This window comes from Rhodanobacter sp. Root480, assembly GCF_001426645.1.
Taxonomy (GTDB): Bacteria; Pseudomonadota; Gammaproteobacteria; order Xanthomonadales; family Rhodanobacteraceae; genus Rhodanobacter; species Rhodanobacter ginsenosidimutans.
Genome location: NZ_LMEX01000003.1, coordinates 60,298 through 87,260, shown reverse-complemented (window position 1 = coordinate 87,260; position 26,963 = coordinate 60,298). Strand labels below are relative to the sequence as shown.

Annotated in this window: 21 protein-coding genes; 13 read left to right on the top strand and 8 right to left on the bottom strand. The window is 67.8% G+C overall.

Going from position 1 to position 26,963, the window contains the following annotated elements:
- Positions 1–146 precede the first annotated feature (146 nt).
- The 5 genes from ASD22_RS13165 (at position 147) to ASD22_RS16460 (ending at position 3,940) form a co-directional block, all read left to right on the top strand.
- Positions 147–902 (top strand): c-type cytochrome, encoded by a 756-nt coding sequence (locus ASD22_RS13165; protein WP_056084458.1) that lies wholly within the window; start codon positions 147–149, stop codon positions 900–902.
- Between the two features lie 91 nt (positions 903–993).
- The gene (locus ASD22_RS13160) at positions 994–1,884 is read left to right on the top strand and encodes a thiol:disulfide interchange protein DsbA/DsbL (protein ID WP_056084455.1); all 891 of its coding nucleotides are present in this window, start codon (positions 994–996) and stop codon (positions 1,882–1,884) included.
- A gap of 53 nt (positions 1,885–1,937) precedes the next feature.
- On the top strand, positions 1,938–2,594 hold the full coding sequence (locus ASD22_RS13155; RefSeq protein WP_056084452.1) for a thiol:disulfide interchange protein DsbA/DsbL: 657 nt from the start codon (positions 1,938–1,940) through the stop codon (positions 2,592–2,594).
- 96 nt (positions 2,595–2,690) lie between these two features.
- Positions 2,691–3,509: an endonuclease/exonuclease/phosphatase family protein gene (locus ASD22_RS13150; RefSeq protein WP_007081369.1), complete on the top strand. Its 819-nt coding sequence runs from the start codon at positions 2,691–2,693 to the stop codon at positions 3,507–3,509.
- The gene (locus tag ASD22_RS16460; RefSeq protein WP_056607967.1) at positions 3,506–3,940 is read left to right on the top strand and encodes a hypothetical protein; all 435 of its coding nucleotides are present in this window, start codon (positions 3,506–3,508) and stop codon (positions 3,938–3,940) included. The genes ASD22_RS13150 and ASD22_RS16460 overlap by 4 nt, the downstream gene beginning before the upstream one ends.
- Here the strand turns inward: ASD22_RS16460 and ASD22_RS13145 are convergent.
- Positions 3,845–5,440 carry a hypothetical protein gene (locus tag ASD22_RS13145; protein ID WP_056084449.1) on the bottom strand — a complete coding sequence of 532 codons (1,596 nt, stop codon included), beginning with the start codon at positions 5,438–5,440 and terminating at the stop codon, positions 3,845–3,847. The genes ASD22_RS16460 and ASD22_RS13145 overlap by 96 nt on opposite strands.
- A gap of 122 nt (positions 5,441–5,562) precedes the next feature.
- Between ASD22_RS13145 and ASD22_RS13140 the strand changes: the two genes are divergently transcribed.
- The 5 genes from ASD22_RS13140 (at position 5,563) to ASD22_RS13120 (ending at position 13,341) form a co-directional block, all read left to right on the top strand.
- Positions 5,563–7,614: a transglycosylase SLT domain-containing protein gene (locus ASD22_RS13140; RefSeq protein WP_056084446.1), complete on the top strand. Its 2,052-nt coding sequence runs from the start codon at positions 5,563–5,565 to the stop codon at positions 7,612–7,614.
- Positions 7,615–7,616: 2 nt separating this feature from the next.
- Entirely contained in the window at positions 7,617–8,555 is a 939-nt protein-coding gene (locus tag ASD22_RS13135) for a complex I NDUFA9 subunit family protein (protein ID WP_056084445.1), read from the top strand.
- Between the two features lie 89 nt (positions 8,556–8,644).
- Positions 8,645–9,811, top strand: a complete 1,167-nt coding sequence (locus tag ASD22_RS13130; RefSeq protein ID WP_162245077.1) for a PQQ-binding-like beta-propeller repeat protein — start codon at positions 8,645–8,647, stop codon at positions 9,809–9,811.
- A 44-nt stretch (positions 9,812–9,855) separates the two neighbouring features.
- Complete coding sequence (locus ASD22_RS13125; RefSeq protein ID WP_056085139.1) at positions 9,856–11,091, top strand: multifunctional CCA addition/repair protein; 1,236 nt, start codon at positions 9,856–9,858, stop codon at positions 11,089–11,091.
- Positions 11,092–11,163: 72 nt separating this feature from the next.
- On the top strand, positions 11,164–13,341 hold the full coding sequence (locus ASD22_RS13120; RefSeq protein WP_235577641.1) for an LTA synthase family protein: 2,178 nt from the start codon (positions 11,164–11,166) through the stop codon (positions 13,339–13,341).
- A gap of 27 nt (positions 13,342–13,368) precedes the next feature.
- Here the strand turns inward: ASD22_RS13120 and ASD22_RS13115 are convergent, their stop codons facing one another.
- The 3 genes from ASD22_RS13115 to ASD22_RS13105 all read right to left on the bottom strand — a co-directional run bounded on the left by ASD22_RS13115 (position 13,369) and on the right by ASD22_RS13105 (position 17,210).
- Entirely contained in the window at positions 13,369–13,779 is a 411-nt protein-coding gene (locus ASD22_RS13115; protein ID WP_056084438.1) for a VanZ family protein, read from the bottom strand.
- An 8-nt stretch (positions 13,780–13,787) separates the two neighbouring features.
- The gene (locus ASD22_RS13110) at positions 13,788–14,981 is read right to left on the bottom strand and encodes an SAM-dependent methyltransferase (protein WP_056084435.1); all 1,194 of its coding nucleotides are present in this window, start codon (positions 14,979–14,981) and stop codon (positions 13,788–13,790) included.
- Between the two features lie 93 nt (positions 14,982–15,074).
- Positions 15,075–17,210, bottom strand: coding sequence for a TonB-dependent receptor (locus ASD22_RS13105; RefSeq protein ID WP_056084432.1), 2,136 nt, complete (start codon positions 17,208–17,210; stop codon positions 15,075–15,077).
- 265 nt (positions 17,211–17,475) lie between these two features.
- Between ASD22_RS13105 and ASD22_RS13100 the strand changes: the two genes are divergently transcribed.
- A complete protein-coding gene (locus ASD22_RS13100; RefSeq protein WP_056084429.1) occupies positions 17,476–18,306 on the top strand; it encodes a hypothetical protein in 831 nt (276 codons plus the stop codon).
- Between the two features lie 77 nt (positions 18,307–18,383).
- Positions 18,384–19,130, top strand: coding sequence for a pteridine reductase (locus ASD22_RS13095; RefSeq protein WP_056084427.1), 747 nt, complete (start codon positions 18,384–18,386; stop codon positions 19,128–19,130).
- A 161-nt stretch (positions 19,131–19,291) separates the two neighbouring features.
- Here the strand turns inward: ASD22_RS13095 and ASD22_RS13090 are convergent, their stop codons facing one another.
- A complete protein-coding gene (locus ASD22_RS13090) occupies positions 19,292–21,190 on the bottom strand; it encodes a M61 family metallopeptidase (RefSeq protein WP_056084424.1) in 1,899 nt (632 codons plus the stop codon).
- A gap of 281 nt (positions 21,191–21,471) precedes the next feature.
- On the opposite strand from ASD22_RS13090, the gene ASD22_RS13085 reads away from it, so the two are divergent.
- Complete coding sequence (locus tag ASD22_RS13085) at positions 21,472–22,569, top strand: GGDEF domain-containing protein (protein ID WP_056085137.1); 1,098 nt, start codon at positions 21,472–21,474, stop codon at positions 22,567–22,569.
- A gap of 40 nt (positions 22,570–22,609) precedes the next feature.
- Here ASD22_RS13085 and ASD22_RS13080 read toward each other — a convergent pair whose 3' ends face one another.
- The 3 genes from ASD22_RS13080 to ASD22_RS13070 all read right to left on the bottom strand — a co-directional run bounded on the left by ASD22_RS13080 (position 22,610) and on the right by ASD22_RS13070 (position 26,953).
- The gene (locus ASD22_RS13080; protein WP_056084421.1) at positions 22,610–24,097 is read right to left on the bottom strand and encodes an amino acid permease; all 1,488 of its coding nucleotides are present in this window, start codon (positions 24,095–24,097) and stop codon (positions 22,610–22,612) included.
- Positions 24,098–24,164: 67 nt separating this feature from the next.
- On the bottom strand, positions 24,165–25,208 hold the full coding sequence (locus ASD22_RS13075; protein ID WP_235577640.1) for a glycerophosphodiester phosphodiesterase: 1,044 nt from the start codon (positions 25,206–25,208) through the stop codon (positions 24,165–24,167).
- The gene (locus ASD22_RS13070; RefSeq protein ID WP_056084418.1) at positions 25,205–26,953 is read right to left on the bottom strand and encodes an alkaline phosphatase; all 1,749 of its coding nucleotides are present in this window, start codon (positions 26,951–26,953) and stop codon (positions 25,205–25,207) included. Before ASD22_RS13070 ends, ASD22_RS13075 begins: the two co-directional genes overlap by 4 nt.
- Between the last annotated feature and the right edge of the window lie 10 nt (positions 26,954–26,963).

Here is a 26,963-nt window from a genome sequence, read left to right as displayed (position 1 = left end):
ACATCACGAGCAGACTCTGAGGGATTCGGCATGGGGATGGTTTGACCAAGGTACGGTGGCACAGGGATAATTCTGCGGTTTCTGCCGATCGCGGGCCCATGGGCGCAATCAACGGCAGTGTCTGCAGTCTCTCGGGAGTCAATTGTATGAGTTTTCGGTCCGCCGGTTTTCGGCCAGCTGTTCTCGGGGCCGCCGTAGCCCTTGCCTTGGTGCTGTCCGGCACGGCCCTGGCGCAGGATGCCCAGCCGGCTGCCGCCGCCACGGCCGCCCAACCGGCTGCTTCCGCTGCGCCTGCCGTGGCTGCAACGCCCGCCGCCGTGAAGCCGGGCGACGCCACCGCCGGCCAGGCCAAGGCCGCCGTATGCGGCGCCTGCCACGGCATGGATGGCAACTCCGCCGATGCGCAGTACCCGAAGCTGGCCGGCCAGAGCGAGCAATACATCGTGCGCCAGCTGACCGACTTCAAGTCGGGCAAGCGCCAGAACCCGATCATGATGGGCATGGCCGCGCCGCTCTCCGAGCAGGACATGCATGACCTCGGCGCCTACTTCTCCACCAAGAAGCCGCTGCCCGGCGTGGCCGATCAGGCGCTGGTCGAGCACGGCGAGAAGCTGTACCGCCAGGGCGATTCCAGCCGCGACATCCCGGCCTGCATGGCCTGCCATTCCATCGACGGCAGCGGCAACCCCGGCGCGATGTACCCGCACCTGGCCGGCCAGCATGCGCAGTACGTGGAAGCCACGCTGAAAGCCTGGCACGACGGCACCACCTGGGGCGACGACGCCCACGCCAAGATCATGCCGTCGATCGCCGCCAAGCTCGACAGCAAGGACATCGCCGCCCTGGCCAGCTACATCGAAGGGCTGCACAGCGCCGACGCCGAATCGACCACCCAACCCTGATTCCCCGTGCGCCGGCCCTGTGCCGGCGCTTTCGGTTTGGGCCCCCACTCTGGCGCTTGCTCTCGCTGCGCCACACCCGTCGAGGTGATCCATGTTGAAACGTCTGCCGCTTCTCTGTGCCGCCCTGTTTGCCCTCGCGGCCTGCAGCAATTCCAGCGATACCACCAGCGCACCGACCGCCGCCCCCGTGGCAACGGCCACCGCCACCGCTCCAGCGGCACCGGCCAGCGTGGCGCCAGCACCGGCGGCGACCGCCACCACCATCATGGCCCCGGCCATGGCCAGCACCGCGCCAGCACCGGAGAGCGCCGTCGAGCCTGAGGCGGCCACCCCGGTCGCCAGCAGTGCCACGCCGTTCGTTGACGACGGCAAATGGGTCGAAGGCAAGAACTACTTCCTGATCGAACCGGCGCAGCCCACCAGCCAGCCGGGCAAGGTCGAGGTCACCGAGGTGTTTTCCTACGGCTGCCCCGCCTGCAACGCGTTCCACGCCACCGCCAACCAGATCGCCGCCAGCCTGCCCGCCAACGCGGTGATGACCTACCTGCCGGCTTCGTTCAACCCGCCGGAAAACTGGGTGATGCTGCAGCGCGCGTACTTCACCGCGCAGGCACTGGGCGTGGCCGAAAAGGGCAACGACGCCATGTACGACGCGGTGTGGAAGACCCGCGCGCTCAGCGCCATGAACCCCGCCGGCACCGGCCTCAAGCCCGCCAGCGCGCTGCCCACGATCGCCGATGCGGCCAAGGTCTACGCGCCGTTCGGCGTCGACCCGAAGGAATTCGAGGCGGTGGCCGCCTCGTTCGCCACCAACCTGAAAATGAAGCGCGCCGATGAGCGCGTGAAGGCGCTGGGCATTGAACAGACGCCCAGCATGGTGGTCAATGGCAAGTACCGCTACACCGTTGGCAGCGCCGGCGGTTATGCGCAGACGGTCGAGCTGACCCGCTGGCTGGTGGCGAAGGAAGCCGCCGGCAAGTAAGTCGCGCCCGGCACTTGAGGCGGGTCGCGAAGCCACCCATATCGAGAGGTCACATGAAGACATTTTCCCGCTTGCGTGTGTTGACCCTGGCCGCCGGCCTCATGCTTACCGCCGCCTGCACCGCGCAGCCCGGCCCGGCCACGCCCGCGCCTTATACCGAGGGCTCGGAGTACGTCACCTTGCCCGCGCCGAACCAGCGGCTCAGCAATGACGGCAAGGTCGAGGTGGTGGAGATCTTCTCCTACGGCTGCGTGCACTGCGCCCACTTCGCGCCGATGGCCGAGAAGCTGCGCAAGGAGCTGCCCGCCGGCGTGACATTCAAGCTGCTGCCCGCACCGTTCAGCGCGGAATGGCTGCCATATGCGCGGGCCTACTACGCCGCCAAGCAGCTGGGCGTGGTCGAGCGCACGCATCAGGCCTTGTTCGACGCCAAGTTCAAGCAGAACTACCCGATCAACTCACTGGACGATCTGGCTGATTTCTACGCGCGCCAGGGCGTGGATCGTGCCGAATTCCTGCGTATCGCCAACTCCGACGCAGCCACGGCCGCGATGAAGAGCGACCTGGACCTGATCCGCCATTGGCAGGTCGACAGCACGCCCACCATCGTGGTCGACGGCAAATACCGCATCACCGGCGTGAAGACGCAGGAAGAAATGGCTGCGGTGGCGCTGTGGCTGGCCAAGCGCGAGCTGACCGCCAGGAAATAAGCCCGGCGTCGGCCAGCGCACACGCTTTCACGTTTGCTGTTCCATGCTTGGCACCGCATCGGCCCGCCGACGCCTCCTTTCCCACGATGTGATGCGATGAACCGCGCCGTACCCACCACCAGCAGCCCCGCAAGCGGCAACGAACGCCGCTTGCGCCTGCTCAGCTGCAACATCCTGGCGGGCGGCAGCGTGCAGCGTTATCGCGAGTACGTCACCCGCAGCCTCAGCGCGGTGCTGCCCGGGCGCAGCAAGATGGACAACCTGGACCGGCTGGCCGAGGTGCTGCCGCAGTTCGACGTGATCGGCCTGCAGGAGGCCGACGCCGGCAGCCTGCGTTCGGGTTTCCTCAACCAGACGCGCTACCTGGCGGAAACCGCCGGCATGCCGTTCTGGAGCCACCAGCCCAACCGGCCGATGGCGCGGCTGGCGCATTCGGCCAATGGCCTGATCAGCCGGATGGAGCCGCACGCCGTGCTGGATTACCCGCTGCCCAGCCGCATCCCCGGCCGCGGCGCGCTGCTGGCGCAATTCGGTGAAGGCCCCAATGCGCTGGCGGTGATGATCGCGCACCTGTCGCTCAGCGCCGCGGCCCGCGCGCAGCAACTGGGCTTCATCGCCGAGCTGCTGCAGGATTTTCCGCACGCGGTGCTGATGGGCGACCTCAACACCGAGCCGGGCAGCACCGAGATGGCCCGGCTGTTCGCCAAATGCAGCCTGCAGCCGCCCGCGCAGGCGACGCCCACGTTTCCCAGCTGGAAACCGCGGCGGGCGCTGGATCACATCATCACCTCGCCCGGCATCGTGCTGGACAAGGTCTGGGCGCTGCCTCAGGCGTTCTCCGACCATCTGCCGCTGGCGGCGGAAATCCGCTTGCCGGCCAACGTCGGCAGCGTCGCCAACGGTCACCGCGAATGACGACCACCGCCGGACAACGGTGGCGAACCGCCCTGCCCTGGCTGCTGCTGGCGCTGGTGGGCGTGGGCGCCGCGGTGCTGCGCTACGGCCTGATCGAAAGCAGCGCGATGGGTCAGCTGTGCGGCGCCGCCAACGGCCCGTGGTGGTGCAGCGTGCGGCAATGGCTGGTGCTGGGTTTCCTGCATGACATCTACGGTATCGCGGCGCTGATCGCCGCGGCTGCGGCTCTGCTGCACCGAAGCGCATGGCTGGCGTGGCTGGCCGCGGCGCTGGGCGTGTTTGCGCTTGAGCTCTATTGCTTCGAAGCGGGCGCGCTGGCCCTGCTGATCGGCTGCCTACGCCTGTTGCGTCGGCAGGCCACGCCGCCGCGCAGCGCGCCACCAGCCGAGCAACACCGGCACGGCCAGCAGCAGGTTCAGTCCCAGCCATAACCAGCTGGCGGGATTCAGGCCACGCTCCTGCACCAGCACGATGCTGCCCAGCAGCAGCAAGGCGACGGCCAGGAAGCGCGCCTCCAGCAACGGTGCCGACACCGCGCGCGGGCTCAGCCACGCGGCCAGCGCAAAACCCACGCAAGGCAACGCGAACAGTCCCAGCGGGAAATCGCGGTAGCGGCCGTCGAACACCAGCAGCAAGCCGTAGAAAGCCAGTACAAACAGCCAGCCGAAGCGCACCGGCAGCATCGGCAGTTCCGCCCGCTGCTCGCCATCCAGCCGTGCCGCGATCCAGCGCGCCAGCCACAGCGCGGTGCCCAGCGCGCAAAGGCAGGCGATGGTCGAGATACTCCATTCCCAGGCGTCGCGGCAGGCGTAGGCCATTTGCCGCGCCTGCCACGCCAGCGCACCGCCACTGGCCCAGCCGGCCAGCATCAGCGCCAGTCGTCCGCGCCAACGCCGCCGCCAGCCGCCGACCAGCACGAACAGCAGCGCGCCGGCGCCCGCGGCGGCTTCACCGATCCACCAGCGCGGCTCTTCCACCACCGGTCCCTGCATCGGGAATTTGGCTTTCGCCTGCGCGTCGAAGATGCCCCAGTAACCGCCGACGGTGCCTTCCTGCGCCCGCTTCCACGGTTGGTCGAACGCCTCGATCACGTTGTACGGCAGATCCACCTTCGCCGCGTAGCGCAGGAACTCGCGCAGGTAGCGCGCCTCGTTGATCACGCTGGCGGCGGCCCGCTGGCGCGGCCGGCCCGCGCTGGGCCAGCCGGTTTCGCCGATCATCACGCGCCGCCCGGGAAACGCCTGCTGCACCCGGGCATAGACCTCGGCCACGTGTTGCACGGCGCGCTCGGGCGCCACCGGCTTGTCTTCCCAATACGGCAGGATGTGGATGGTGATGTAGTCCACCGACGCGGCCAGTTGCGGGTAGCGCAGCCAGAATTCCCACACGTCGGCGTAGGTCACCGGCGCGTCCACCGCGTCGCGCACCTGACGCACGTAGCCCGCTAGCGCCGACGCCGACAATTCGCCGCGCAGCAGCACTTCGTTGCCCACGATCACGCCGCGCAAGGCCTGCGGTGTTTCTTTGGCCGCGGCGATGCCCAGGCGTACCTGTTCCTCATTGGCCTTCGGATCGGCGCCCAGCCAGATGCCCATCAGCACTTTCATGCCGTGGCGCGCGGCGATCCGCGGCACGGCGCTGAGGCCCTGTCCCTGCGAGTAGGTGCGCACGCAGTCGAAGCGTTGCGACAACACCTGCAGATCGGCATCGATCCGCTGCGGGCTGATGAAGGCGTTGGGATCGAGCGGGGTCTCCCCCGCATCGCGGAACGGTGCGTAGGACACGCAGGAAATCCGCGCCGACGGCGCATCCGGCAGCGCCACCGGCCGCCCTTCGACCCACCAGCCCAGGGCAACCGCCAACGCGGCGAGCAACAAACCCAGCCAGACGAACACCTGCGGGCGGTAGCGGGGCAACGATGGGGACGGCATGCCGGTCCTTGGTGGGTTGAAGCGTGGGAGCGCGCCAGTTTAGCAGCGCCGGCACCACGGCCTTCACGGCGGCGGTACGGGACGCATCCACTACACTGGGGATCGGCCAAAGAGGAGCTTCCATGTTTTTGAGTGCAGCGCCACGGCGCTTTATCTGCGGGTTGCTGGCAGCGGCCGGTGCTTTGCTGGCCATGCCACAGGCGCAGGCCGCGGCCTCCATCGATGCGCAGCGCACCGCGTTCAAGCAGGCCTACGCCGCCGCCAGTCAGGGCGATCCCGGCTGGCGTACGCTGGCGGCCGGCCTGCACGACTACCCGCTGTACCCGTACCTGCCGGCCGCGGCGCTGGAACACGACATCCGCCTGATCGACCGCGCCGCAGTCGAGGATTATCTGGCGAGCTACCCCGACCTCATCCCCGCCGCCGACCTGCGCCGCGATTTCCTGCGCGAGCTGGCGCGACGCGAGGACTGGGCCGACTTTACCGCGCTGTACCAGCCCGGCCTGGGCGACGCGCTGGCCTGCAACGCGCTGCAGGCCAGCCTGGCCGGCGGCGGCACGCTCGATTTCCAGCGCGACCTGGCCGCGTTGTGGGCCAAGCCCGACCTGCCCGGCGCTTGCGATCCGGTGCTGAGCGCCGCGCACGACCAGGGCCTGCTGACCACGGCGCGCTTGTGGGATCGGATCGATCGCGCCGCCGACGCCGGCAAGGCCGGCACCGTCGCCAGCCTGGCATCCTGGCTGCCTGCCGCCGATCAGCCCACCGCGCTGCACCTGGCGCAGGCCTGGCGCGACCCGGCCGCCGCCGTGGCCGCCGCATCCGGCTGGACCAGCAGTGAGCGCAACACCCGGGCCGCGACGCTGGCCCTGACGCGGCTGGCACGACGCCAGTCCACCAGTGCCGACGCGGGCTGGCAGACGCTGCAAGGCCGCTTCCCGTTCAGCGAGGCCCAGCGCAACCACATTCTCGCCACGCTGGCGCTGTTCCACGCCACCGATTTCGACGACCGCGCGCTGGCACGGCTGATCGCCCTGCCGCCTGCCGCGCAAACCGACGCCACCTTCGAGTGGCGCGCCCGCGTGGCGCTGGCGCGACAGAACTGGCCGGCGGTGATCGCGGCAATCGAGGCGATGCCGGCGACGCTGCGCCAGGACGGCGAATGGCGCTATTTCCATGGCCGCGCGCTGGCCGCACAAGGCGATGCCGCCGAGGCGAAAAATCAGTTCAAGACGTTGGCGGACGAAGCGACCTTCTTCGGTTTCCTGGCCGCCGACGAGCTGGGCCAGCCGTACGCCATCTGCCCGCTGACGCTGGCCGACGACCCCGCACAGCAGGCCGCTCTGCTGGCACGGCCGGGGCTGCAACGCGCGCTGGAGCTGTTCGCGGTCGACCTGCCGAAACCGGCGCGGCGCGAATGGAACCGCGCCCTGCAAGGCGCCGATCAGGCCACCGTGCGTGCGGCCGCCGCGCTCGCCAACCAGCGCGGCTGGTACGACCGCGCCGTGTTCGCCTTCAGCAGTGGTGACGCCTTGCGCCTGTACGACCTGCGTTTCCCGCTGGCCAGCCAAGATGGCCTGGTGCCCCAGGCCGAAGCAGCCGGGATCGATCCGGCGTGGGCCTACGGCATCCTGCGCGCGGAAAGCGCCTGGATGAGCGACGCCCGCTCCGGCGCCGATGCGCGCGGACTGATGCAGTTGCTGCCCAGCACCGGCGCGCTGGTGGCACGGCGCAACGGCATGAGCTGGGGCGGCGGCGACACCCTCTACGACCCGGTCACCAACATCGCGCTGGGCACGCGTTATCTGGCCCATATGGCGTCGCGTTTCGACGGTTCGCCATGGCTGGCCAGCGCCGCGTACAACGCCGGTCCCAACCGCGTCGACCAGTGGCTGGCCGCGCGCGGCACGCTGGCGCCGGACGTCTTCATCGCCAGCATCCCGTTCAAGGAAACGCGCGAATACGTGGCCCGCGTGATGGCGTTCAGCGTGATCTACGACTGGCGCCTCAACGGCACCGTGATTCCGCTGACGACCCGCCTCAGCACCATCGGCCAGCCGTATGCGACAGCGGCGGCGAACGCCGCGCGCAAGGCCATCAGCTGCCCGGCCAGCACGGCACCGGCGGCGGCAACGTCCGCCGCCGCGCCGGTCGCCACCTCAGCCGACGGGCGTTGAGCATGCCCGCCCAACAACTCGTCGTGCTCGGCGGCACCGGTTTCGTCGGCCGCCACCTGGTGCCGCGACTGGCCGCCGATGGCCACCGCGTCGTGGTGCTGAGCCGCAACCGCGAGCAGCATCGCGAGCTCGGCGTGCTGCCCGGGGTGCAGGTGCGCAGCGCCGACGCGCACGATCCGGCTGTCCTGCAGCGCGAGCTGGCCGGCGCCGATGCCGTGATCAACCTGGTCGGCATCCTCAACCCGCGCGGCATCCACAGCTTCGAGCACGTGCACGTGGAACTGGTCGAGAAAGTGATCGAGGCCTGCCGCGCCAACGGCGTGACCCGGCTGCACCAGATGAGCGCGCTGAAGGCCGGCCAGGGCCTGTCCAACTACCTGAAATCGCGCGGCCAGATGGAGGCACGCGTGCGCCAGTCCGGCCTGGACTGGACCCTGTACCAGCCCAGCGTGATGTTCGGCGAAGGCGATGGCCTGGTGAACCGGTTCGGCCGCCTGCTGCGTCAGCTGCCGGTGCTGCCGCTGGCGCGCGCCCAGGCGCGGCTGGCGCCGACCTGGGTGGGCGACGTGGCCGCGGCCATCGCCCGCTGCGTCGACAACCCGGCGCTCGGCCGCCAGCGCTGCTTCGAGCTTTACGGGCCCGATGTGTTTTCACTGGGCGAGATCGTGCGACTGATCCGCGACGCCAGTGGGCGCCGTACGCCGATCCTCGCACTGCCCGACGGCCTCGGCCGGCTGCAGGCGCAACTGGCCGAACTGCTGCCGGGCAAACCCTTCTCGCTGGACAACTTCCGCTCGCTGCGCACCGATTCGGTGGGCAAGAACGACGGCTACGCCATGCTGGGCATCACGCCACAGGCGTTCGCCCCCTGGCTGCCACGGCTGCTGACGGCCTCCGCGCGGCAACGACGGCTGTCGGCCGCGCGTTCGTTGCGCCGCTGAGGCGCCTGCCACACAGTGGGGCACTTTTCGGCAGGCCGTCTGCCGGGAACCACCTGAAGGGGTTTACACGAATGTCATCGAGCTCCTGGATGCGAATGCTGGTGCTGGCCACCGTGGCGTGGGGCGGCGTGCTGTGCACGTCGGCGGCGCGGGCGGGCATGTTCGGCTGCACCCCCGAGCGCAGTGGCGTGTGCGCCACCAGTGGCTGGCGCGATGCGCTGCTGAATGCCAACGCGCCCGAGCTCATCGCACCGGCGTGGAAGTTCCATACCGGTCGATTGAACCGCTCCAGCCCGGTGGTGGCACACGACACCGTCTACGTCGGCAGCCACGACGGCAACCTGTACGCGCTGGGCGCGGTCGACGGCAAGAAGAAGTGGACGTTCCACACCGACGGCGAACTAACCTCCTCGCCGGCCACCGATGCCACCTCGGTCTACGTCGCCGCCGGCGATGGCACGATCCACGCCGTCGACGCTGCCAGCGGCAAATCGCGCTGGACGTTCCGCACCGGCAAGCCGTTGCCGCCGCCGTACATGGGCTGGGATTTCTACCAGTCCTCGCCCGTCGTGGCCGACGGCGTGGTGTACGTGGGCAGCGCCGATGGCCGCGTGTACGCGCTCGACACGGCTGACGGCAAGCCGTTGTGGTCGTTCCAGACCCAGGCCCGCGTGCGTGCTACGCCAGCGGTGGCCGATGGCGTGGTCTACGCCGGCAGCATGGATGGCAAGCTCTACGCGCTGGACGCCCGCAATGGCAAACCGCGCTGGACGTTCAAGACCGCGGGCAATGCCCAGTTTCCGCTGGGCGAAGTGCAATCGTCACCCGCCGTGGCCGGCGGCACGGTGTATTTCGGCAGTCGCGATGGCTTTCTCTACGCGCTGGATACCCGCACCGGCACCAAGCGCTGGGCGTTCGACAACCAGGGCTCATGGGTGATCTCCAGCCCCGCGGTGGCCGACGGCGCGGTCTACGTCGGCACTTCCGATGCGCATACCGTGCTGGCGGTCGATGCGGCCAGCGGCAAGCAGCAATGGTCGTTCGATGCCCGCGGGCGCGTGTTTTCCTCGCCGGTGGTGGTCGGCAAGGCCGTGTACGTGGGCTTATGCGATGGCGAGCTGGTGGCGCTGGACCGACCCACCGGCAAACTGCTGGGCTACGTGTCCACCGAAGGCACGGTCTACTCGTCGCCCGCGGTGCACGACGGCAGCGTGTATTTCGGTAGCGACGACGGCTTCATCTACGCCGCCCGCTGAACACCATGACGATGCGCATGCGCGGCGCGTGGCAAGATCGCGGCATGCGTATCTATCTTGTCGGCGGCGCCGTCCGCGATGCCCTGCTGGACCGACCGGTGGTGGACCATGACCACGTAGTGGTCGGGGCCACGCCGGACGACCTGCTGGCGCTGGGTTACCGGCCGGTGGGCAAGGACTTTCCCGTGTTCCTGCACCCGGACACGGGCGAGGAATACGCGCTGGCGCGCACCGAGCGCAAGACTGGTCGCGGCTATCACGGCTTTGTATTCCAGGCCGACGCCACGGTGACGCTGGAGCAGGATCTGGCGCGCCGCGACCTCACCATCAACGCGATCGCGCGCGACGAACACGGCGCATTGACCGACCCGTTCGATGGCGTGCGCGATATCGAGGCGCGGGTGTTGCGCCACGTGTCGCCGGCGTTCGTGGAAGACCCGGTGCGGGTGCTGCGCGTGGCCCGTTTCGCCGCCCGCTTCGCGCCGCTGGGTTTCACCGTGGCCGCCGAAACCATGGCCCTGATGCAGCAGATGGTGCGCGATGGCGAGGTCGATCACCTGGTGCCGGAGCGCGTGTGGGCGGAAACGCGCAAGGCGCTGACCGAGCCGCGACCTTCGGCCTTCCTGCGCGTGCTGCGCGAAGCCGGCGCGCTGCGCGTGCTGTTTCCCGAGGTGGATGCGCTGTATGGCGTGCCGCAGCGCGCCGAGTTCCACCCGGAAATCGACACCGGCGTGCACGTGGAAATGGTGCTGGATGCCGCCGCGAAACTGGCGCCGCGCAACGACCTGGTCGGCTTCTGCGCGCTCACCCACGACCTGGGCAAGGCGTTGACGCCGGCCGATGCGCTGCCCCGCCACATCGGCCACGAACAACGCGGGTTGGCCCCGCTGCGCCAGCTGGCGGCGCGATTGAAGGTGCCCACCGAACATGCTGCGCTGGCCGAGGCGGTGTGCCGCGAGCATCTGAATGCGCATCGCGCGTTCGAACTGAAACCGGCCACCGTGGCCAAATTGCTGTCCTCGCTGGATGCCTTGCGGCGCCCGGCGCGACTGGACGCTTTCCTGGCCGCCTGCATGGCCGACAAGCGTGGCCGCCTCGGTCACCAGGACGACGCTTACCCGCAAGCGGATTACCTGCGCGAGGCCTGCGCCGCGGCCGCCGCCGTCAATGCTTCCGCGTTCGTGGCGCAAGGCCTGGCCGGGCCGGCCATCGGCGCGGCGATGGAGCGGGCGCGCATCGACGCCATCGCCACGGTGAAAACTAAGCTTCCAGCAAGCTGATCGCGCTATAAAGCCGCAACACTGATCGCCCGCCCGGGACGCCGATCAACCCCACGCTTGCTGGAGCTGCCCGTGTCGCGCACCTACCCGCCCTCTTCAACATTGCGCCAGCGTTTCCGCCCGCTGCTGTGGCTGGGCATCGTCTTCCTGGCGATCGCGTTCGTCACCCGGGTGGTGTTGCTGGTGATGTCCGGCGCGGAAGTGCCGCACACGCCGGGCAACCTGCTCTACGCCTTCGGCGTCGGGCTGGGCTACGACCTGATCACCTTCATCTACGTGGCCTGGCCGATGGTGCTGTTCCTGTGGCTGGTGCCGACGCGGACCGGACGCATGCACGGGCTGCGGCGCTGGCTGCTGTGCGCCGCCGCGCTGGTGCTGACCTGCGCCCTCTGCCTGGTGGTGCTGCACCTGATGTACCACGCCACCTTGAGGACCACCTGGCCGGCGATCCTGCCATTCCTGTTCGTGCTGCCACTGACCGCGTTCACCTATACCTCGCGTGCCGGCCAGTGGGTGCTGTACGGCTTCGCGCTGCTGTTGCTGTACGGGCTGCTGTTCGTGGCGGCGTCCGAACTGGTGTTCTGGAACGAGTTCAGCGTGCGCTTCAATTTCATCGCGGTGGACTATCTGGTCTACACCACCGAGGTGATCGGCAATATCCGCGAGTCGTATCCGATCGACCGCTGGCTGGCTCTGCTGGTGGTCGGCGCGCTGGTGCTGTTCGCGATCAGCCGGCGCGGCCTGCGCGCGCGCGATGACGGCAGCCGCTTCTGGCAGCGCGGCAAGGTGGCGCTGCTGTGGCTGGTGCTGACCATCATCTCGGTCGCCGCGGTGAACGGCGGCATGAAGGACCGCACCGGCAACAACTACGTCAACGAACTGGCCGGCAACGGCATCTACCAGTTCTTCAACGCGTTCCGCAGCAGCCATCTCGACTACGCGAAGTTCTACCGCACCCTGCCGGAGGACGAAGCGTTCCGCCGCGTACGCGAGATGCTGAAGACGCCCGACGCCACCTATGTCAGCGACGACCCGCGCGACCTCACCCGCGCGATCCGCCATGCCGGGCCGGAGCGGCACCTCAACGTGGTGCTGATCAGCGTGGAAAGCCTGTCCGGCGATTACCTGGCCACGTTCGGCAACAAGGAAGGCATCACGCCGTATCTCGACTCGCTGGTCGGCCAGAGCATGTTCTTCGACAACCTCTACGCCAACGGCACGCGCACCGTGCGCGGGCTGGAAGCGTTGTCGCTGTCGGTGCCGCCCACGCCCGGCGACTCGCTGCTGAAGGAAAAGCACAACGAAAACCTGTTCTCGCTGGCGGACATCTTCAACGACCGCGGCTACCAGTCGGACTTCGTCTACGGCGGTTACGGCGAGTTCGACAACATGAACCAGTTCTTCGGCAGCAACGGCTACCGCACGGTCGACCGTCGCGACATCCCGAAGAGCGCCACGATCCACAGCGAAAACGTGTGGGGCGTGGCTGACGAGGATATGTACACGCTGGCGCTGGGCCAGATGGACCAGATCCACGCGGCGGGAAAACCCTTCTTCCTGCACATCATGACCACCTCCAACCACCGCCCGTACACCTTCCCCGAAGGCCGGGTGAAGCAGGCAGAGCACACCCGCGCCGGCGCGGTGGCGTACACCGACTGGTCGATCGGTGATTTCATCAAGCGGGCGCGGGCGAAGCCGTATTTCAACGACACCGTGTTCGTGATCACCGCCGACCACTGCGCCTCCAGCGCGGGCAAGACCAGCGTGCCGGTGAACCGCTACCACATCCCGCTGTGGATCTACGCGCCGGCGCACATCAAGCCGCAGCGGGTCGAACGGCTGACCAGCCAGATCGACATCGCCCCCACGTTGCTGGGCCTGCTCGACTTCAGCTACCGCTCGCGCTTCTTCGGCTACGACGTGTTCCAGCTGGAACCGGGCCGCGAACGCGCTTTCCCGGCCACCTACGAAAAGCTGGGCTATCTGCACAATGACGTGCTCACCGTGCTGGAACCCGGCCGCAAGCTGGAGCAGATGAAGCCGGATTACGTCACCGGCGACGGCGCCGCCATCACACCGCAGAACGAGGAGCAGATCGCCCAGACGATCGCCTACTACCAGGTCGCCAGCGACCTGTTCAAACGCGGCAAGCTGGTGCGCCGGCCGGACGACGCCCTACCGGTGCAGCCACTGACACCACCGACCGTCACCGCGCCTGCCGCGGCTGCCAGTAGCGGCAGGCGATGACGCCAGGCGTGTGGGCGCGCTGACCCCTCACCGGGCGCGCCTGCGACCAACAGCCGTTTCGATGCCCGCCAGCACGCGGGCCAGTGGCGTGCGCAGCAACAGCAACCCCACGAACACGCCGACCACATCGGCCAGCACGTCCCAACCGCTGGCATCGCGTGGCGGGTCCAGCCACTGCGCAAATTCGATGAACAATCCGAACGCGAGACAGCCCAACACGGTCCAAGCGCGTGCGCGATGGCCGCGGTAAACATTGCCCCACCAGCCCATCAGGCAGCAGAAAGTGGTGGCGTGCAGCAGCTTGTCGCCGTAGGTGAATGACAACGTGATGCCCGGGTCCGGCGTCAGCGCCATCCATGTCACGAACAGCATGATCGCGCCGCCCAGCACCACCCAAGCCCCATGCCAACGCAACCTTCCGGACGTCTGGACGTCCATCGCCTTGCTCAAAGCCGTCCGCCCTGGTCGGCCGCCATCAGCTCGGCCGGCAACGCCAGCACATCGAGTCCGCGCGCCAGCAGCATCGCCTGGAAGCGCTCGCCCATCTGGTCGGGCAGCATCAAGGTCTTGACCTGCTGCGACAGGCGGTAGCGCGCGTGTTCGTCCGCAGCCTGCGCCTGCTCGTGCTCGAAGATGGCCTGCAGGCCGGCGCCGATCAGGAACTGCGCCTGCGGCAGGTAGGCGGCCACGGAGAAGCCGGCGCTGTTGCCGGCCTCGGCCAGCGCAGTGAAATCGACCGAGGCGGTGAGGTCGTTCAGGCCCGGCAGGTACAGCGGATCGTTGTGCGCATGGTGGCGGTAATGCGCCATCAGCGTGCCGTCATCACGCTGCGGCAGGTAGAACTCGCGGCGCACGTAGCCGTAGTCGATGAACAGCATCAGGCCCGCCACCAGCGAACCGGCCACGGCCTGGATCCAGTACGGCAGCTGCGGCAGGATTTCCGAGCGGTAGCCGGCGGGGAACTCGTTGCCGATGTCGCGCTCGACATGGCGCACGGCGCCACCTACCAGTGCATCGGCGGGGCGATCGACGCGCATCAGGCGGCCCTCGCCATCCAGCGCCACGTATTCCTCGTACACCTCGCCGTCGCGCAACGTGAAACGCGTCGCCGGCAGCGCGTCGATCACCTCGTTGGCGAACAGCACGCCGCGCCAATCCTGCTCGGGCGGACGATCCAACCAGCGCACGCGGGCATTCAGATCGGCCGGCAAGCTGGCGGCGAGGCGTTCGCGCTGGCGCTCGCGCAGGTCAGCGCTGGGCTCAAGAATCAGGTAATGACGCGGCAGCGTGCCGCTGTCCGCGAAGGCCAACAAGGCCGCTTCGGCAAACGCACCGCTGCCGCCGCCCAGCTCGAGGAAATCCGCCTCGTCGCCCAGCGACGCCAGCGTGGGCTGCAACGCGTGGATCACGCAGCGCGCAAACAACGGCCCCAGCTCGGGCGCGGTGACGAAGTCGCCGGCGGCGCCGAACTTGGTGCGGCCGGCGCTGTAGTAGCCCAGCCCCGGCGCGTACAGACAACGCTCCATGTATTGCGAAAACGGCAGCGGCCCGTGCGAGGCGATCATCTCGCGCAGCAGCTGCAGCAGATGGTCGGAATGCGCGCGCTCGTCGGCGCTGGGTTCGGGGAGTCGGGAAGGCATCGGCTTTGACGGGTGGTGATAGCGCCGCAAGCATAGTGGATACGGCCCACCGCTCCTGCCATTCCCGATTCCCCATTCCCTGTTCCCAGCTCCTCAAAAATCCTTCTGCACGCTGAGGTAGACGCCACGGCGCGGGGCGAACTGCGGGGCGCCGACACCGATGCCACTGCCATCGCGCAGCGCGTAACTGCGGTCGAGCGCGTTGAGCAGCGCCAGTTGCGTGTGCAACTTGCCGCTGTCACCCAGCATGAAGTCATGCGCGACGTTGAGGTTCAGCTGGAAATACGCCGGCAGCGAGGCACCGTTGGGCACGTCGCCGTCCTTGCGCAGGCCGCTGCCGAACAGGTAGTCGGCGCCGACCTTGGTGCGATCGTTCAACGCGTAGTGGATGCCGCCGGACGAAGTCAGCTTCTGGTCGTGATCCAGCAGGGTCCAGTGGTTGTCGATGTAGGCCAGGTCAGCCGGATCGAAGTTGTACTGGCTGGTGATGATGCGCTTGCCGATGGCCTTGCCCAGCGAGGCGTTGAAGTACGCCGACAGCGGTCCCTGCGCGTAATTGGCGGTGAATTCCACACCCTTCACGCGGCCGTCGGCCAGGTTGAAGGTGGAATAGACCAGCGCCGAGCCAAACTGTCCTTCATCCTGCAGCCGCTGCACCTTGCGGTAGTACGCGTCCACACCAATGGTCCAGGCCGTGCCGATGGTTTGCTGGATGCCGGCATCGAAATAGTCCGAGCGCTCGGCCAGCGGCGTGTTGTTGCCGCTGTCGGCCACCGCGTTGGTGGTGCCGTCGAACTTGGCGATGTTGCTGCTGGCGATCATCTCGGTGGCCGGCGGCGTGAAATAGCGCGAGTAGCCGGCATGCACCACGGTGCTGTCGCTGGCCTGCCACACCAGGCCCAGGCGCGGGCTCAACTGGCTCTCGGTGCGGGTCAGCTGGTACTTGTCGCCGCGCAGGCCGTAGTTAAGCGTCCAGTCTTCGCCGAGGCTCCATTCGTCCTGCACGTAGGCGGACCAGGTTTTGGCAATGAGGCGGCTGTTGTCGAGGATGTTGAGCGGCGTGGTGCTGGCCTGGTTGCCGTCGGCATCGGCGGGAAACACCCACGCATCGTTGCCGCTGGCGGCGCGCTCGAAGCTGCCGTAAAGGCCGTAGCGCAAGGTGTGGCTGCTGCCCATCGGCATCGCGAAATCCGCCTGCAGCGTGCTGGCGCGATTGCTGCGGCCGACGTCGGAGGCGACGCCGTTGAACATCAGTTCGCCGATCCGGTCCGGACTGTAGGCCACGCTGGTGTAGCGCTGGCCCAGCGACACCTGGTAGTTCGTCGCGCCCACCTTGCCTTGCAGGGCCAGCACGCCGAAACGGGTGTTTTCGCGCTGACGCTCGTTCAGATCGGCCGAATTGAAATCCACCGTATCGAGGTAGCCGAACTCCGGTTGCTGGTTCGGGTTGTTGGGGATTTCGAAGCGGTTGTTGCTGACGCCGAACAGGAAGCTGAGGCGGGTGGTGTCGTTGATCAGGTAGCTGATGTCGCCGAAGCCGCGCGCCTGGTTGGTGTGGTCGTGGACGGGCTTGCGGCTGGCGGTGGGGTTTTCGATGCCGGCGTCGTTTTCCATGTAGTTGCCGGTAAAAAACCAGCTCCAGCGATCGGCGTTGCCCCAGATCGAGGCGTTCGGATTGAGCGTGCCGAACGAGCCGCCGGTGATGCCCACGCTGCCGCCGTTGCCAAGGTCATGGCCGCTGCGGGTGGTGATGTCGACCACGGCCGCCGTGCGCAGGCCGTACTGTGCCGGCAGCGCCCCGTCGAGCAGCTTCACGGTCTGGATCGTGCGCGTGTCCAGGGTCTGGCCGAAGCCGGAGATCGACTCGGGGATGATCACACCGTTGATGCGGTATTGCAGGTTGGCGTGATCGCCGCGCACATGCAGGCCGCCGTAGGAATCCTGCACCACGCCGGGCGCCTGCAGCAGCACCTGGTTCATCGGCGTGGACGCGCCCAGCGGCAGTTGCGCGATGGCCTTGTGGTCGATCACGTACTGGCTGCTGCCGGTGTCGGGCGACAGCGCGTTGCGCGCCTGGTCCAGCGCGGCCGACACGTCGATGACGCTGAGATTCTGCGCATTGCTCTCCTGGGGCAGCGCGGTTGCCGCTGGCGCATCGGCCGCAAGGGCGCGGGTGGACGGCACGGCCAGCGCGACGGCAAGGCTCGCGGCGAGCAGGGAAGGGTTCATCAGGGATTCCAGTGGGGCGGGGAGATTTATTGTTATGTTATAACATATCTATTCGATCGCAAGCGCCCCCTGCCGCAAGTCACGGGCCGCTGGGAAGCCCTGCTTTTTGTAGGAGCGACTTCAGTCGCGATGCCTTTCGTCGATGAACCAGAAGCATCGCGACTGAAGTCGCTCCTGCGAGCCCGTGGCGCCACCCGCGCTTCACGTCGCGTGCCTACACTGGCGAGTGAGTGCGTCCACACCGGCACGCCGCCACGGAGTCCGCATGCCAAGTCGCAGCGAAAACGTTCCCGCCACCCTCATGCCCACCGACCACGGCCGCATCGCGCAGGCCGTGCTGGACTTCGTCAGCCAGGTACCGGCGAGCCGCATCGGCCACAGCACCGACCCGGACAGCGAGGCGCGCAAGCTCGCCACCCGCGCGGCCCAGCGCGCGGCGCTGGCGGCCGGTTCACTGGCCTTGCCGCCCGGCCCGCTGGGCTGGCTGACCTTGTTGCCGGAGTTGGTGGCGATCTGGAAAATCCAGGGCCAGATGGTCAGCGACATCGCCGCCGCCTACGGCCGGCACGCCACGCTGGGGCGCGAGCAGATGTTGTGGTGCCTGTTCCGGCACACTGCGGCGCAGGCGTTCCGCGACCTGGTGGTGCGCATGGGCGACCGGCTGGTATTCCGCCGCATGTCGCACAGCGTGGCGCAGCGGGTGGCGCGCCAGGTGGGCGTCAAGATCACCCAGCGCACCTTGAACAAGGGCCTCTCGCGCTGGCTGCCGGTGATCGGTGCACTGGGCGTGGGCGCGTATGCGTACTACGACACGGGACAAGTGGCGCAAACGGCGATCGAGATGTTCGAGAGCGAGATCGCCGTCGAAGGTGACGCCGACGAAGGCGCTGGTGATGGCGCCGCGCCGGCCAAGCCGAAAGCGAAACCGTCGCGCAGCAGCGGGGAGAAGTCCGTCGTCGGCGCCGCACGCAAGGTGGCGGGCACCGCGCGCAAGGCGGCCAAAACGGCGCGCAACGTCGTGGGCAGCGCAAGCAAGGCGGCCGGCGCGGCGCACAAGACGGTCAGCCGGAAACCGCGCAAGCCCACGCCGGAATGAGCGTGGCCGCAGCGTGGCGGTGACGCCCCGCCGGGCTTTGCGGCAAGCTGTGGGTCGAATCGTCGTGGAACCGATGCATGAAGTCACCCACTGAACGTCCCGTCGTCCTGATCACCGGCGCCGCCCGCCGCGTGGGTGCGGTGATCGCGCACACGCTGCATGCGGCCGGCTACGACGTGGCGCTGCACTATCGCCACTCCGCCGCCGAGGCCACCGCGCTGGCCGACACGCTGGAACGGCAACGCGCAGGCAGCACCTTGCTGCTGCAGGGCGAGCTCGCCGATACCGCCGCGCTGCCCGCGCTGGTCGAGTCGTTGCTGGCGCATTACGGCCGGCTCGATGCGCTGGTCAACAACGCTTCCGCGTTCTACCCCACTCCCGTGGGCGAGGCCACGCCGACGCAATGGAACGAGCTGTTTGCCTCCAACGCGCAGGCGCCATTCTTCCTCAGCCAGGCGGCCGTGCCCGCGCTGCGCGAGGCGCGCGGCGGCATCGTGAATCTGCTGGACATCTATGCCGAGCGGCCGCTGGCGAACCACCCCTTGTACTGCATGGCCAAGGCCGCGCTGGCGGCGATGACGCGTTCGCTGGCACTGGATCTGGCACCGCTGGTACGCGTCAACGGCGTGGCACCCGGCGCCGTCATGTGGCCGAGCGACGGCAAGCCTTATGACGATCAACAGGCCATGCTGGCACGCACGCCCATGCAGCGCGCCGGCACGCCCGAGGACGTGGCCAGCGCGGTGCTGTGGCTGTTGCGCGATGCGCCGTTCGTAACCGGACAGGTGTTGCGCGTGGATGGTGGGCGCACGCTGTCGGTGTAACAACCGCAGCGCGGGAGGCCCCAGCTTTCCCTTCCCCCGTTTACGGGGGAAGGTGCCGAAGGCGGATGGGGGCCTCTTGATTTCGCTTTTGCACGGCGAAAAGCGCCCTCATCCGCCCTCCGGGCACCTTCCCCCGCAAGCGGGGGAAGGAAAGGCATCAGTCAGCGTGCCTTGAGCAGCTTGCCCAGCGTGTCCGGCTTGCTGTCGTCGCGCACCAGGTGCGGGTACTTCAGGCCGCCGTGGTAGTCGATGCGCACGGTCTTGTACTCGTCGAAGTTTTTCACCAGCAATTCCACCGGCTGGTTCTTGTCCTTCGCCGCGGCGGTGATCGCGTCCTTCAGCGCGTCGGCGTCGTACTCATGGTTGTTGACCGCCACCACGATCATGCCGGGGGAAATGCCGGCCTTGAACGCGGGGCTGTCCCACAGCACGTCGCCGATGGCGCCGCCCTTGCCGATCGACAGGCCGATCGAATAGGTGAGGTCGGCGGAATGCCGGCGTGCCTCGGCGGCCTTCACCATGTCGGACGGTTTGTCGTCGTAGACCAGCTTCCAGCCGTGCCCCTCGACGCCACCGATCAGCGGGCCGTGGCCATCCAGCCGCGTGCGCAGGTAGCTGTTCCAGTCATACGGCTGGATGTCGTTGAGGGTCTTGACCACGTCCTCGAACACGTAGGTGTTGACGCCCCAGTCGCCGTCGTTCATGCCGAAGAAGGCCTTGGCGAAATCGTCGATGGAGTGCTTGCCGCGGCTGAGGTCGCGCAGCTTGGCGTCCACGTCCAGCCAGATCATCTGGCCGCCGGAGTAGTAGTCCTCGCTGGCCTGGTAGTTGCGGTACGGCAGCGGCGCGCGCTGGGCGATGATCGGGTCGTTGGTGGTGTCCTGCAGGTTGCGCCAGCTGGCCAGGCCCGGGCGGCCGCGGTCATAGCGCGCCGCCACCTCGGCCAGCGCGTCGCGCGTCTGCGCTTCGCTCCACAGGCCCGAGCGCGCCGCCATCACGAAGCCCCAGAACTGGGTCTGGCCTTCGTACACCCACAGCAGCGAATCCTCCATCGGCACGTTGAAGCTGGGCGTGGTGAGGTCGGCGCCGCGGCGGTATTTGCCGTCCCACGAGTGGTTGAATTCGTGCGGCAGCAGGTCGCGGTCCAGTACGTTCTTGTCCCACTCGGTGAAGTAGCCGGTGCCCACGCCGTTCTCGCTGGAGCGGTGATGCTCCAGGCCGTTGCCGCTCATCTTGTCGCTCAGCGAGAACAGGAAATCGTAGTGGTTGTAGTGGCGCGCGCCGTACAGCTTGTACATCTGCTGCACCAGGTTGCGGTGCACTTTCAGCTGCTCCGGCGTGATCTCCAGATACTTCGGCGCATCGGCCACGATGTTGAGATGCACCGGCACCTTGGCGCCCGGGTCGAGATCCACGCGCTTGAAATATTTGCCCGCGTAGATCGGCGAATCGACCAGGTTGTCGTAGCTGATCGGCTTGAAGTGCACGGTGTCGCCGTCGCGCGACGCCACTTCCAGCGCACTGCCGAACTGCCAGCCGGCGGGGAATTTCACGCTGGCCTTGGCGGTGATCCCCTTGGTGGCGTAGCCGGCCGGGTACAGCGAGCTGGCGTTCCACTGCAGGTTCAGCATTTCCGGCGTCATCACCACGCGGCCCTGGTTTCTTTCCTGCGGCGAGAGAAACTGGAACGCCACCTCCACGCTGCTGGCGCCGGCCGGCACATCGACGTGGAAGGCGTAGACGTTCACCGTGTCGCGCTTCCACGGCAGCGTCTTGCCGTTGGCGGTCACTACCAGGCCGGCCAGCTTGTCGATCGGCCCGGTCGGCGAATGGTTGCCCGGCAGCCACTGCGGGTACAGCAGGGTCAGCGGACCGGGCTGCGCCGGGATGACCTCGTGCACGCGGAAGATGCGATGGGCCACGTCGGTGGCATCCACGTTGATCTGCACGGTCCCTTCGAACGGCACATCGCGCGGCGGTGGCACATCGGCGAAAGCCGCGAAGGAGCTGATCCCGAGGGCAACGGCGGCGAGGGCTGAAGTGAGGCTGGTGAGTTTCAAAAGCTTCTCCGGGGAAAGGGATCGGATCGGGCGCCCGACAGGCAGCGCCGCACCCGCAGCGCAAACGTAGCCACGCGGCTCGCCTGGAGCGTGTTTCGCAGGCAAAGCTGTCATGACAGAGATACGGCCCGTCGATGCTAGACCGGCGCCCCTGCGCTTAACCCATGCCGAAGGTCACGGCCCCACCCACTGGCGTGGCCTTGGCATCGATCTTGCTGAGTCACCCTCAGTGTCTTTGCGAGTTGATCCGTTCCCGCACCGCTTTCACCCACGAGACCTCCATGGCCGCCTTGTTCGAGAGCCGACGACACACCGACGACGCCGACCAGCGCCGCGAATACGTTCGCTATCTGGCGCGGCAGCGTGGCCCGATGATCCATGCACTGATGCTGGTGGCCACGCTGGCTTATGCCGTGGCGGCCATCGCCAGCACCTTCATCCGCAGCTCGGCCCTGCCGTTGCCGCTGCGATTGGCGCCGCTGCTGCCGCTGCTGCTGGTGGCCATGACGGCACGCCGCGCAAGCGAACCGCGACACCTCAGCCTGCTCGCGCTGCTGTGCGTGTTGTTGCTGGAAGGCGGCATCAACCTCAACAGCATCGGCAATGTCCACGGCGCCTCGGGCGTGATGCCGGGGTTGCTGCTGCCGGTGGCTTCGTCGGTGATCTGGCTGGCCCGCTGGGACTTCCTCTGCGCCATGGCGCTATGTGCGCTGGGCCCGCTGCCGATGCTTTTGCTCGGCGACATCGACCACACGCGGGTGGTGCAGTACGTGGTCTACATGTTCATCGCGATCATGCTTTCGACTGTGCTGCGGGCCTTCATGGCACGCACGCTGTTTGCGCAGTTTCAACTGGAGCAGCAGTTGCGCGAGCGCGCCAACACCGACGATCTCACCGGATTGCTGTTGCGCAACCGCTTCCTTGAACTGGCCCGACGGGCGCTGCGCGAGCTGCACCAGCTACAGCGGCCGGCATGCCTGCTCTATCTGGATGCCGACCACTTCAAGCTGCTCAATGACAACCACGGCCATGCCGCCGGCGACGCCGCGCTGGTGGCACTGTCCCGGGTATTGCGCAGGCAGTCACGCGGCACGGATCTGCTGGCGCGCATCGGCGGCGAGGAGTTTGCCCTGCTGCTGCCCGGCCTCGACCTGGCCCAGGCGTGCGGGCGCGACGAACTGCTGCGCCAGGCCGTACGCAAGGTCGAACGGCCGGACGGCCCGCTGACCATCAGCGTCGGCGTGGCCGCCTGCCAGCTGTCGCACGAAAGCATCGAAGCCCTGCTGGCCCGCGCCGACCAGGCGATGCGCGAGGCAAAGCGCGAAGGCCGCGACCGGGTCATCAGCAGCCGGCACCGCGCGGCCGAACAGGTCAATTGACGACGCCCGGCGGCACCTTGCCGCCGGGCGCCTCGTCACATCACGGTTCGCGTTCCAGCCGGCTGTGCCGGATGCCGAAGCCGAAATAGATGACCAGGCCCAGCGCCATCCAGATGATGAAGCGCTCGATGGTGATCCACGGCAGGCCGCCCAGCAGGTGGAAGCGGCCATCGCTGAACCATGGCCAGCCGATGATCAGGAACAGCGAAAACAGCATGCCCGCCGGAGCCACCAGCCACAGCGCCGGAGTGCGAAAGCCGCGCGGAAGATCCGGCCTGCGCACGCGCAACAGCAGCACCGAGCCGCAGATGATGATGAACGCGGCCAGCGTACCGATATTCACCAGCTCGGCCACCTCGCCGATCGGCAGCGAACCGGCCACCAGCGCGGTGAACACGCCCAGGATGATGGTCGGGCGCGCCGGCGTGCCGTACTTCGGGTGCACGCTGGCGAACCATTTCGGCAACAGGCCGTCGCGCGCCAGCGCAAACCAGATGCGCGCCGCGCCCAGCATGAAGGCGAACATCACGCTGGTGATGCCGGCCACCGCCGCCACCGAAATGATCCCGCGCACCCAGTGCAGGCCCAGCGCCTTGAACGCCGCATCCACCGGCGCCGGGCCGGCCAGTTGCTGGTACGGCACCATGCCGGTCAGCACCAGCGACACCATCACGTACAGCGCCATCGACACCGCCAGCGACAGCAACACGGCGCGCGGCAGGTCGCGCTGCGGGTTGGTCGATTCCTCCGCCGCCGTGGTCAGCGTGTCATAGCCGAACACCGCGAAGAACACGATGCTGGACGCGGCCAGCACGCCGCCCCAGCCGTACTGGGTCAACCCTTCGCTGGTGATCGCCGCGGGGATGAACGGGTGCCAGTTGTCGGTGTTGACGTAGAACACGCCCACGCCGATCACCAGCGCCACGCCAATCACCTTGATCGCCACGATCACGGTGTTTGCGCGCGCGCCCCATTCGGTCTTCACCGTCAGCATCCAGGCGATCAGCAAGGTGACCGCCGCGGCGATCACGTTGAACACCTTGCCGCTGTCCGGGTTTTGCGGGTCGTAGGCGCCCTGCGCCCAGACCGGCAAGTGCACGCCGAACAGCTGCTCGATCAGTGCCTGCACATAACCGGACCAGCCGATCGCCACCACGCCTACGATCAGCGCGTATTCGATCAACAGGTCCCAGCCGATGATCCAGGCGAACAACTCGCCCAGCACCGCGTAGCTGTAGGTATAGGCGCTGCCGGTAACCGGGATCAGGCCGGAAAACTCGGCATAGGCCAGCGCGGCGCAGGCGCTGCCCAGGCCGGCGATGAGAAAACTAAGCACGACCGCAGGGCCGGCATTGGCGGCGGCCTGCTGGCCGGCGAGAACGAAAATACCCACGCCGACGATCGCACCCACGCCGATCGCGGTGAGCTGCCACAACCCCAGCACGCGACGGAAATCGCCGCGCTGCCCGGCCTCGGCCTGCAGGTGTTCGATTGATTTGTGACGTACCAGTTTGGCGATAAAACCCATAGAGCTTTTCCCCTTGCGACAATGGGCCAGCATAACAAAGGCTATTTTTGGCGCATTTCACGCGGTTTCAGCGCTGTTCTAGTGCCTTGCGCCCCAACGCGGGATCGTCGGTGAAGAAGCCATCGATGCCGGTAGCGAGATAGGCGCGGATCTCGGCGATGGAGCCGGCCTCGTTGCATGCTTCCGGTGCTCCGCCATCGTGAAAATCGGCGGCAATGAAGATGTTTTCCGGGCGAAACGTGTACGGCTGCACCTGCAGCCCCGCCTCGTGCGCGTCGCGCACCAGCGTGGTCGGATGCGCCAACCGGCCATCGGCGCCAAGCGGAATGATCATGCGCGTCGGCGGCGCGATCGCATCGGCATACGTGGCGATCCGGTGCAGGCCTGCGGGCGTGAGCATCTGCGCATAGGTCAGCGTGCCATGCGCGGCCAGCACATCCGCCGGTTGCGGATGATCGTCATCGATCAATTGCAGCAGGCTGATGTTGGCGCGTTCCGGTCCCAGCCGGCGACGCAGGTACAACAGGTTGCCGATCTCGAAGGACTGCAGCTCCACCGGCGCATGGCGCGTGTAGCTGTGCGCGGCCAGGATATCCAGCACGCGATCCTCCATCGGCAGACCGAGTCCGCGCGAATAGCTGCCGTGCTTCAGCTCGGGAATGAGACCGATGGTTCGCCCGTGCAGGTTCGCCTGGACCGCCAGGAAATCGATGATCTCCTCCAGCGTGGGAATCGCGAACATGCCGTCGTAGCGCGTCCCGCGCAGCGGTGGCAGCCGCTCGCGGGCACGCAACCGTTTCAGCTCGGCCAGGGTGAAATCCTCGACGAACCAGCCCTCGACCAAGTCGCCATCGATGCGCTTGCGCGTGCGGCGGCGGGCGAACGCGCGGTGATCGGCCACGTCGGTGGTGCTGCCGATCTCGTTGCCGTGGCGCGCCACCGGGACGCCGTCGCGCGTCATCACCAGATCGGGCTCGATGAAATCGGCGCCGTCAACAATCGCCTTGGCGTACGACGCCAGCGTGTGTTCCGGCCGCCATGCGCTGGCGCCGCGATGGGCGATCACCCGCACCTGCGCGGCGATCGACAACGCCGGCGCCGGCGTTGTCACCGGGTGGCGGCAGGTGCGCCCAGCTGCTGCAGCCAAGCCTGCCGCGTGGGTCGATCCACCGGCACGCCATCAGCATTGCAACTGCCCAACCGGCACAGTTCGGCGCGGATCCGCGGCGCGTGCTGCACGATGATGTGGAAGATCGCGTTCTGCTCCAGCTCGCCATGGAACGCCGCCGCGCCGGGACCGCTGGCGAAAATCGCCACGTCCTCGCCGCCATGCGTTTCACCGCCCAGCGGCACCACCGCCTCCTGCATGTAGTCCGGAGCGGTGGTGTCGACGTGGGTGAGGTCAGGCCGCCCCTTGCTGATCGCCGTGAAATGTTTCGGCTGGTGCGGGAAATGTTTCGGCCCCTCGGGCTGCTCGTCGCTGGCACCGGTGTAGCCGGGGCCGTTGGCGAAACCCAGCGTGGTGTACGGCAAGCCGGTCGCGTCGTGCGCCAGAGCGCCCGTGCTTTCCTCGTCGTAACTGTCGGTGGTGCCGCGCACCTTGCCCAGGATCGGGTTGCCACGGCGCGGGTAGCCGGCGAAGGTCAACGTATGGCTGTGGTCGGCGGTCACCACGATCAGCGTATTGGCCGGGTCGGTGGCGTCCAGCGCGGCCTGCACCGCGTCGGCCAGGCTGATCGTTTCATCCAGCGCGCGGTACGCGTTGCCCGCATGCAGGGCATGGTCGATGCGGCCGCCCTCGACCATCAGGAAGAAGCCGTTCGGGTTCTGCTTGAGCACGGTGATCGCACTGCGCGTCATCTGCGCCAGGCTGGGTTCGCCGCCGGGGCCTTTCGAGCGCTCGTGTTCGTACTGCATGTGCGACGGCTCGAACAGGCCCAGCAGGCGTGGCGTGTGCGCCAGATCCAGCGCATCGAGCTGGGCGGTGTTCCAGACGTATTTCCCGTCGGGGTGTTTGGCCGTCCATTCATCAATGAGGTTGCGGCCATCGCTGCGTGCTCCCGTTTTCTTCGGGTATTCCGGATCGGCTACGCCGGCGGGCAGAAAATTCCGCCGCCCGCCGCCCATCGCCACGGTGAGTCCGTTGGCGGCGGGAAAGTCGATCAGCTGCGTCGCGAAATCCTTGCAGCCTTCGGCGCGTGCCGCGGCCGGCATCGCCGCGTCCACCTCCCAGTTGCGCTCGGGGAGATGCCCATAGGTGGCCGCGGGTGTGGCATGCGTGATCCGCGCCGTGCTCACCGCGCCGGTGCTCATGCCTGCGGCGGCCGCCAGTTCCAGCGTACTCACCAGTTCCTGCCCGCGGCTGGCGGCGCAGTCCTGCCGTTTCGGCACCTGCGACACGCCGATGAAGCCGGCGCGCGTCTTTACGCCGCTCATGATCGCGGTCATGGTGCCGGCCGAGTCGGGGGTCTGCTGATCGGTTTCGTAGGTGCGCGACAACGCGCTGAACGGCATCTTCTCGAAGCTGAGGCGGTAGCTTTCGCCATCCACGCCCTTGCGCTGGCCGGCCATGACGTGCGCGGCCGCGATCGTGGGGATGCTCATGCCGTCGCCCAGGAACACGATGACATTCTTCGCCCGCTGGCCATCGGCATGCGCCTGGGCGGAAGCCTGCGCGGCCTGCGCCGCGCCATTGCGGAACCACCATTGCGGCGTCTCGCCCTGCGGCCGCTGGATGGCCGGTACATCGATCGCAGCATGTGCGGACGTCGTCGACGGCGCGCTGGCGCAAGCACCCAGCAGCGAGAGCGTGATGCCGAGGATGAAACGGCCGGCGATGGTTGGGCGATGGTGCATGGCGATCCTC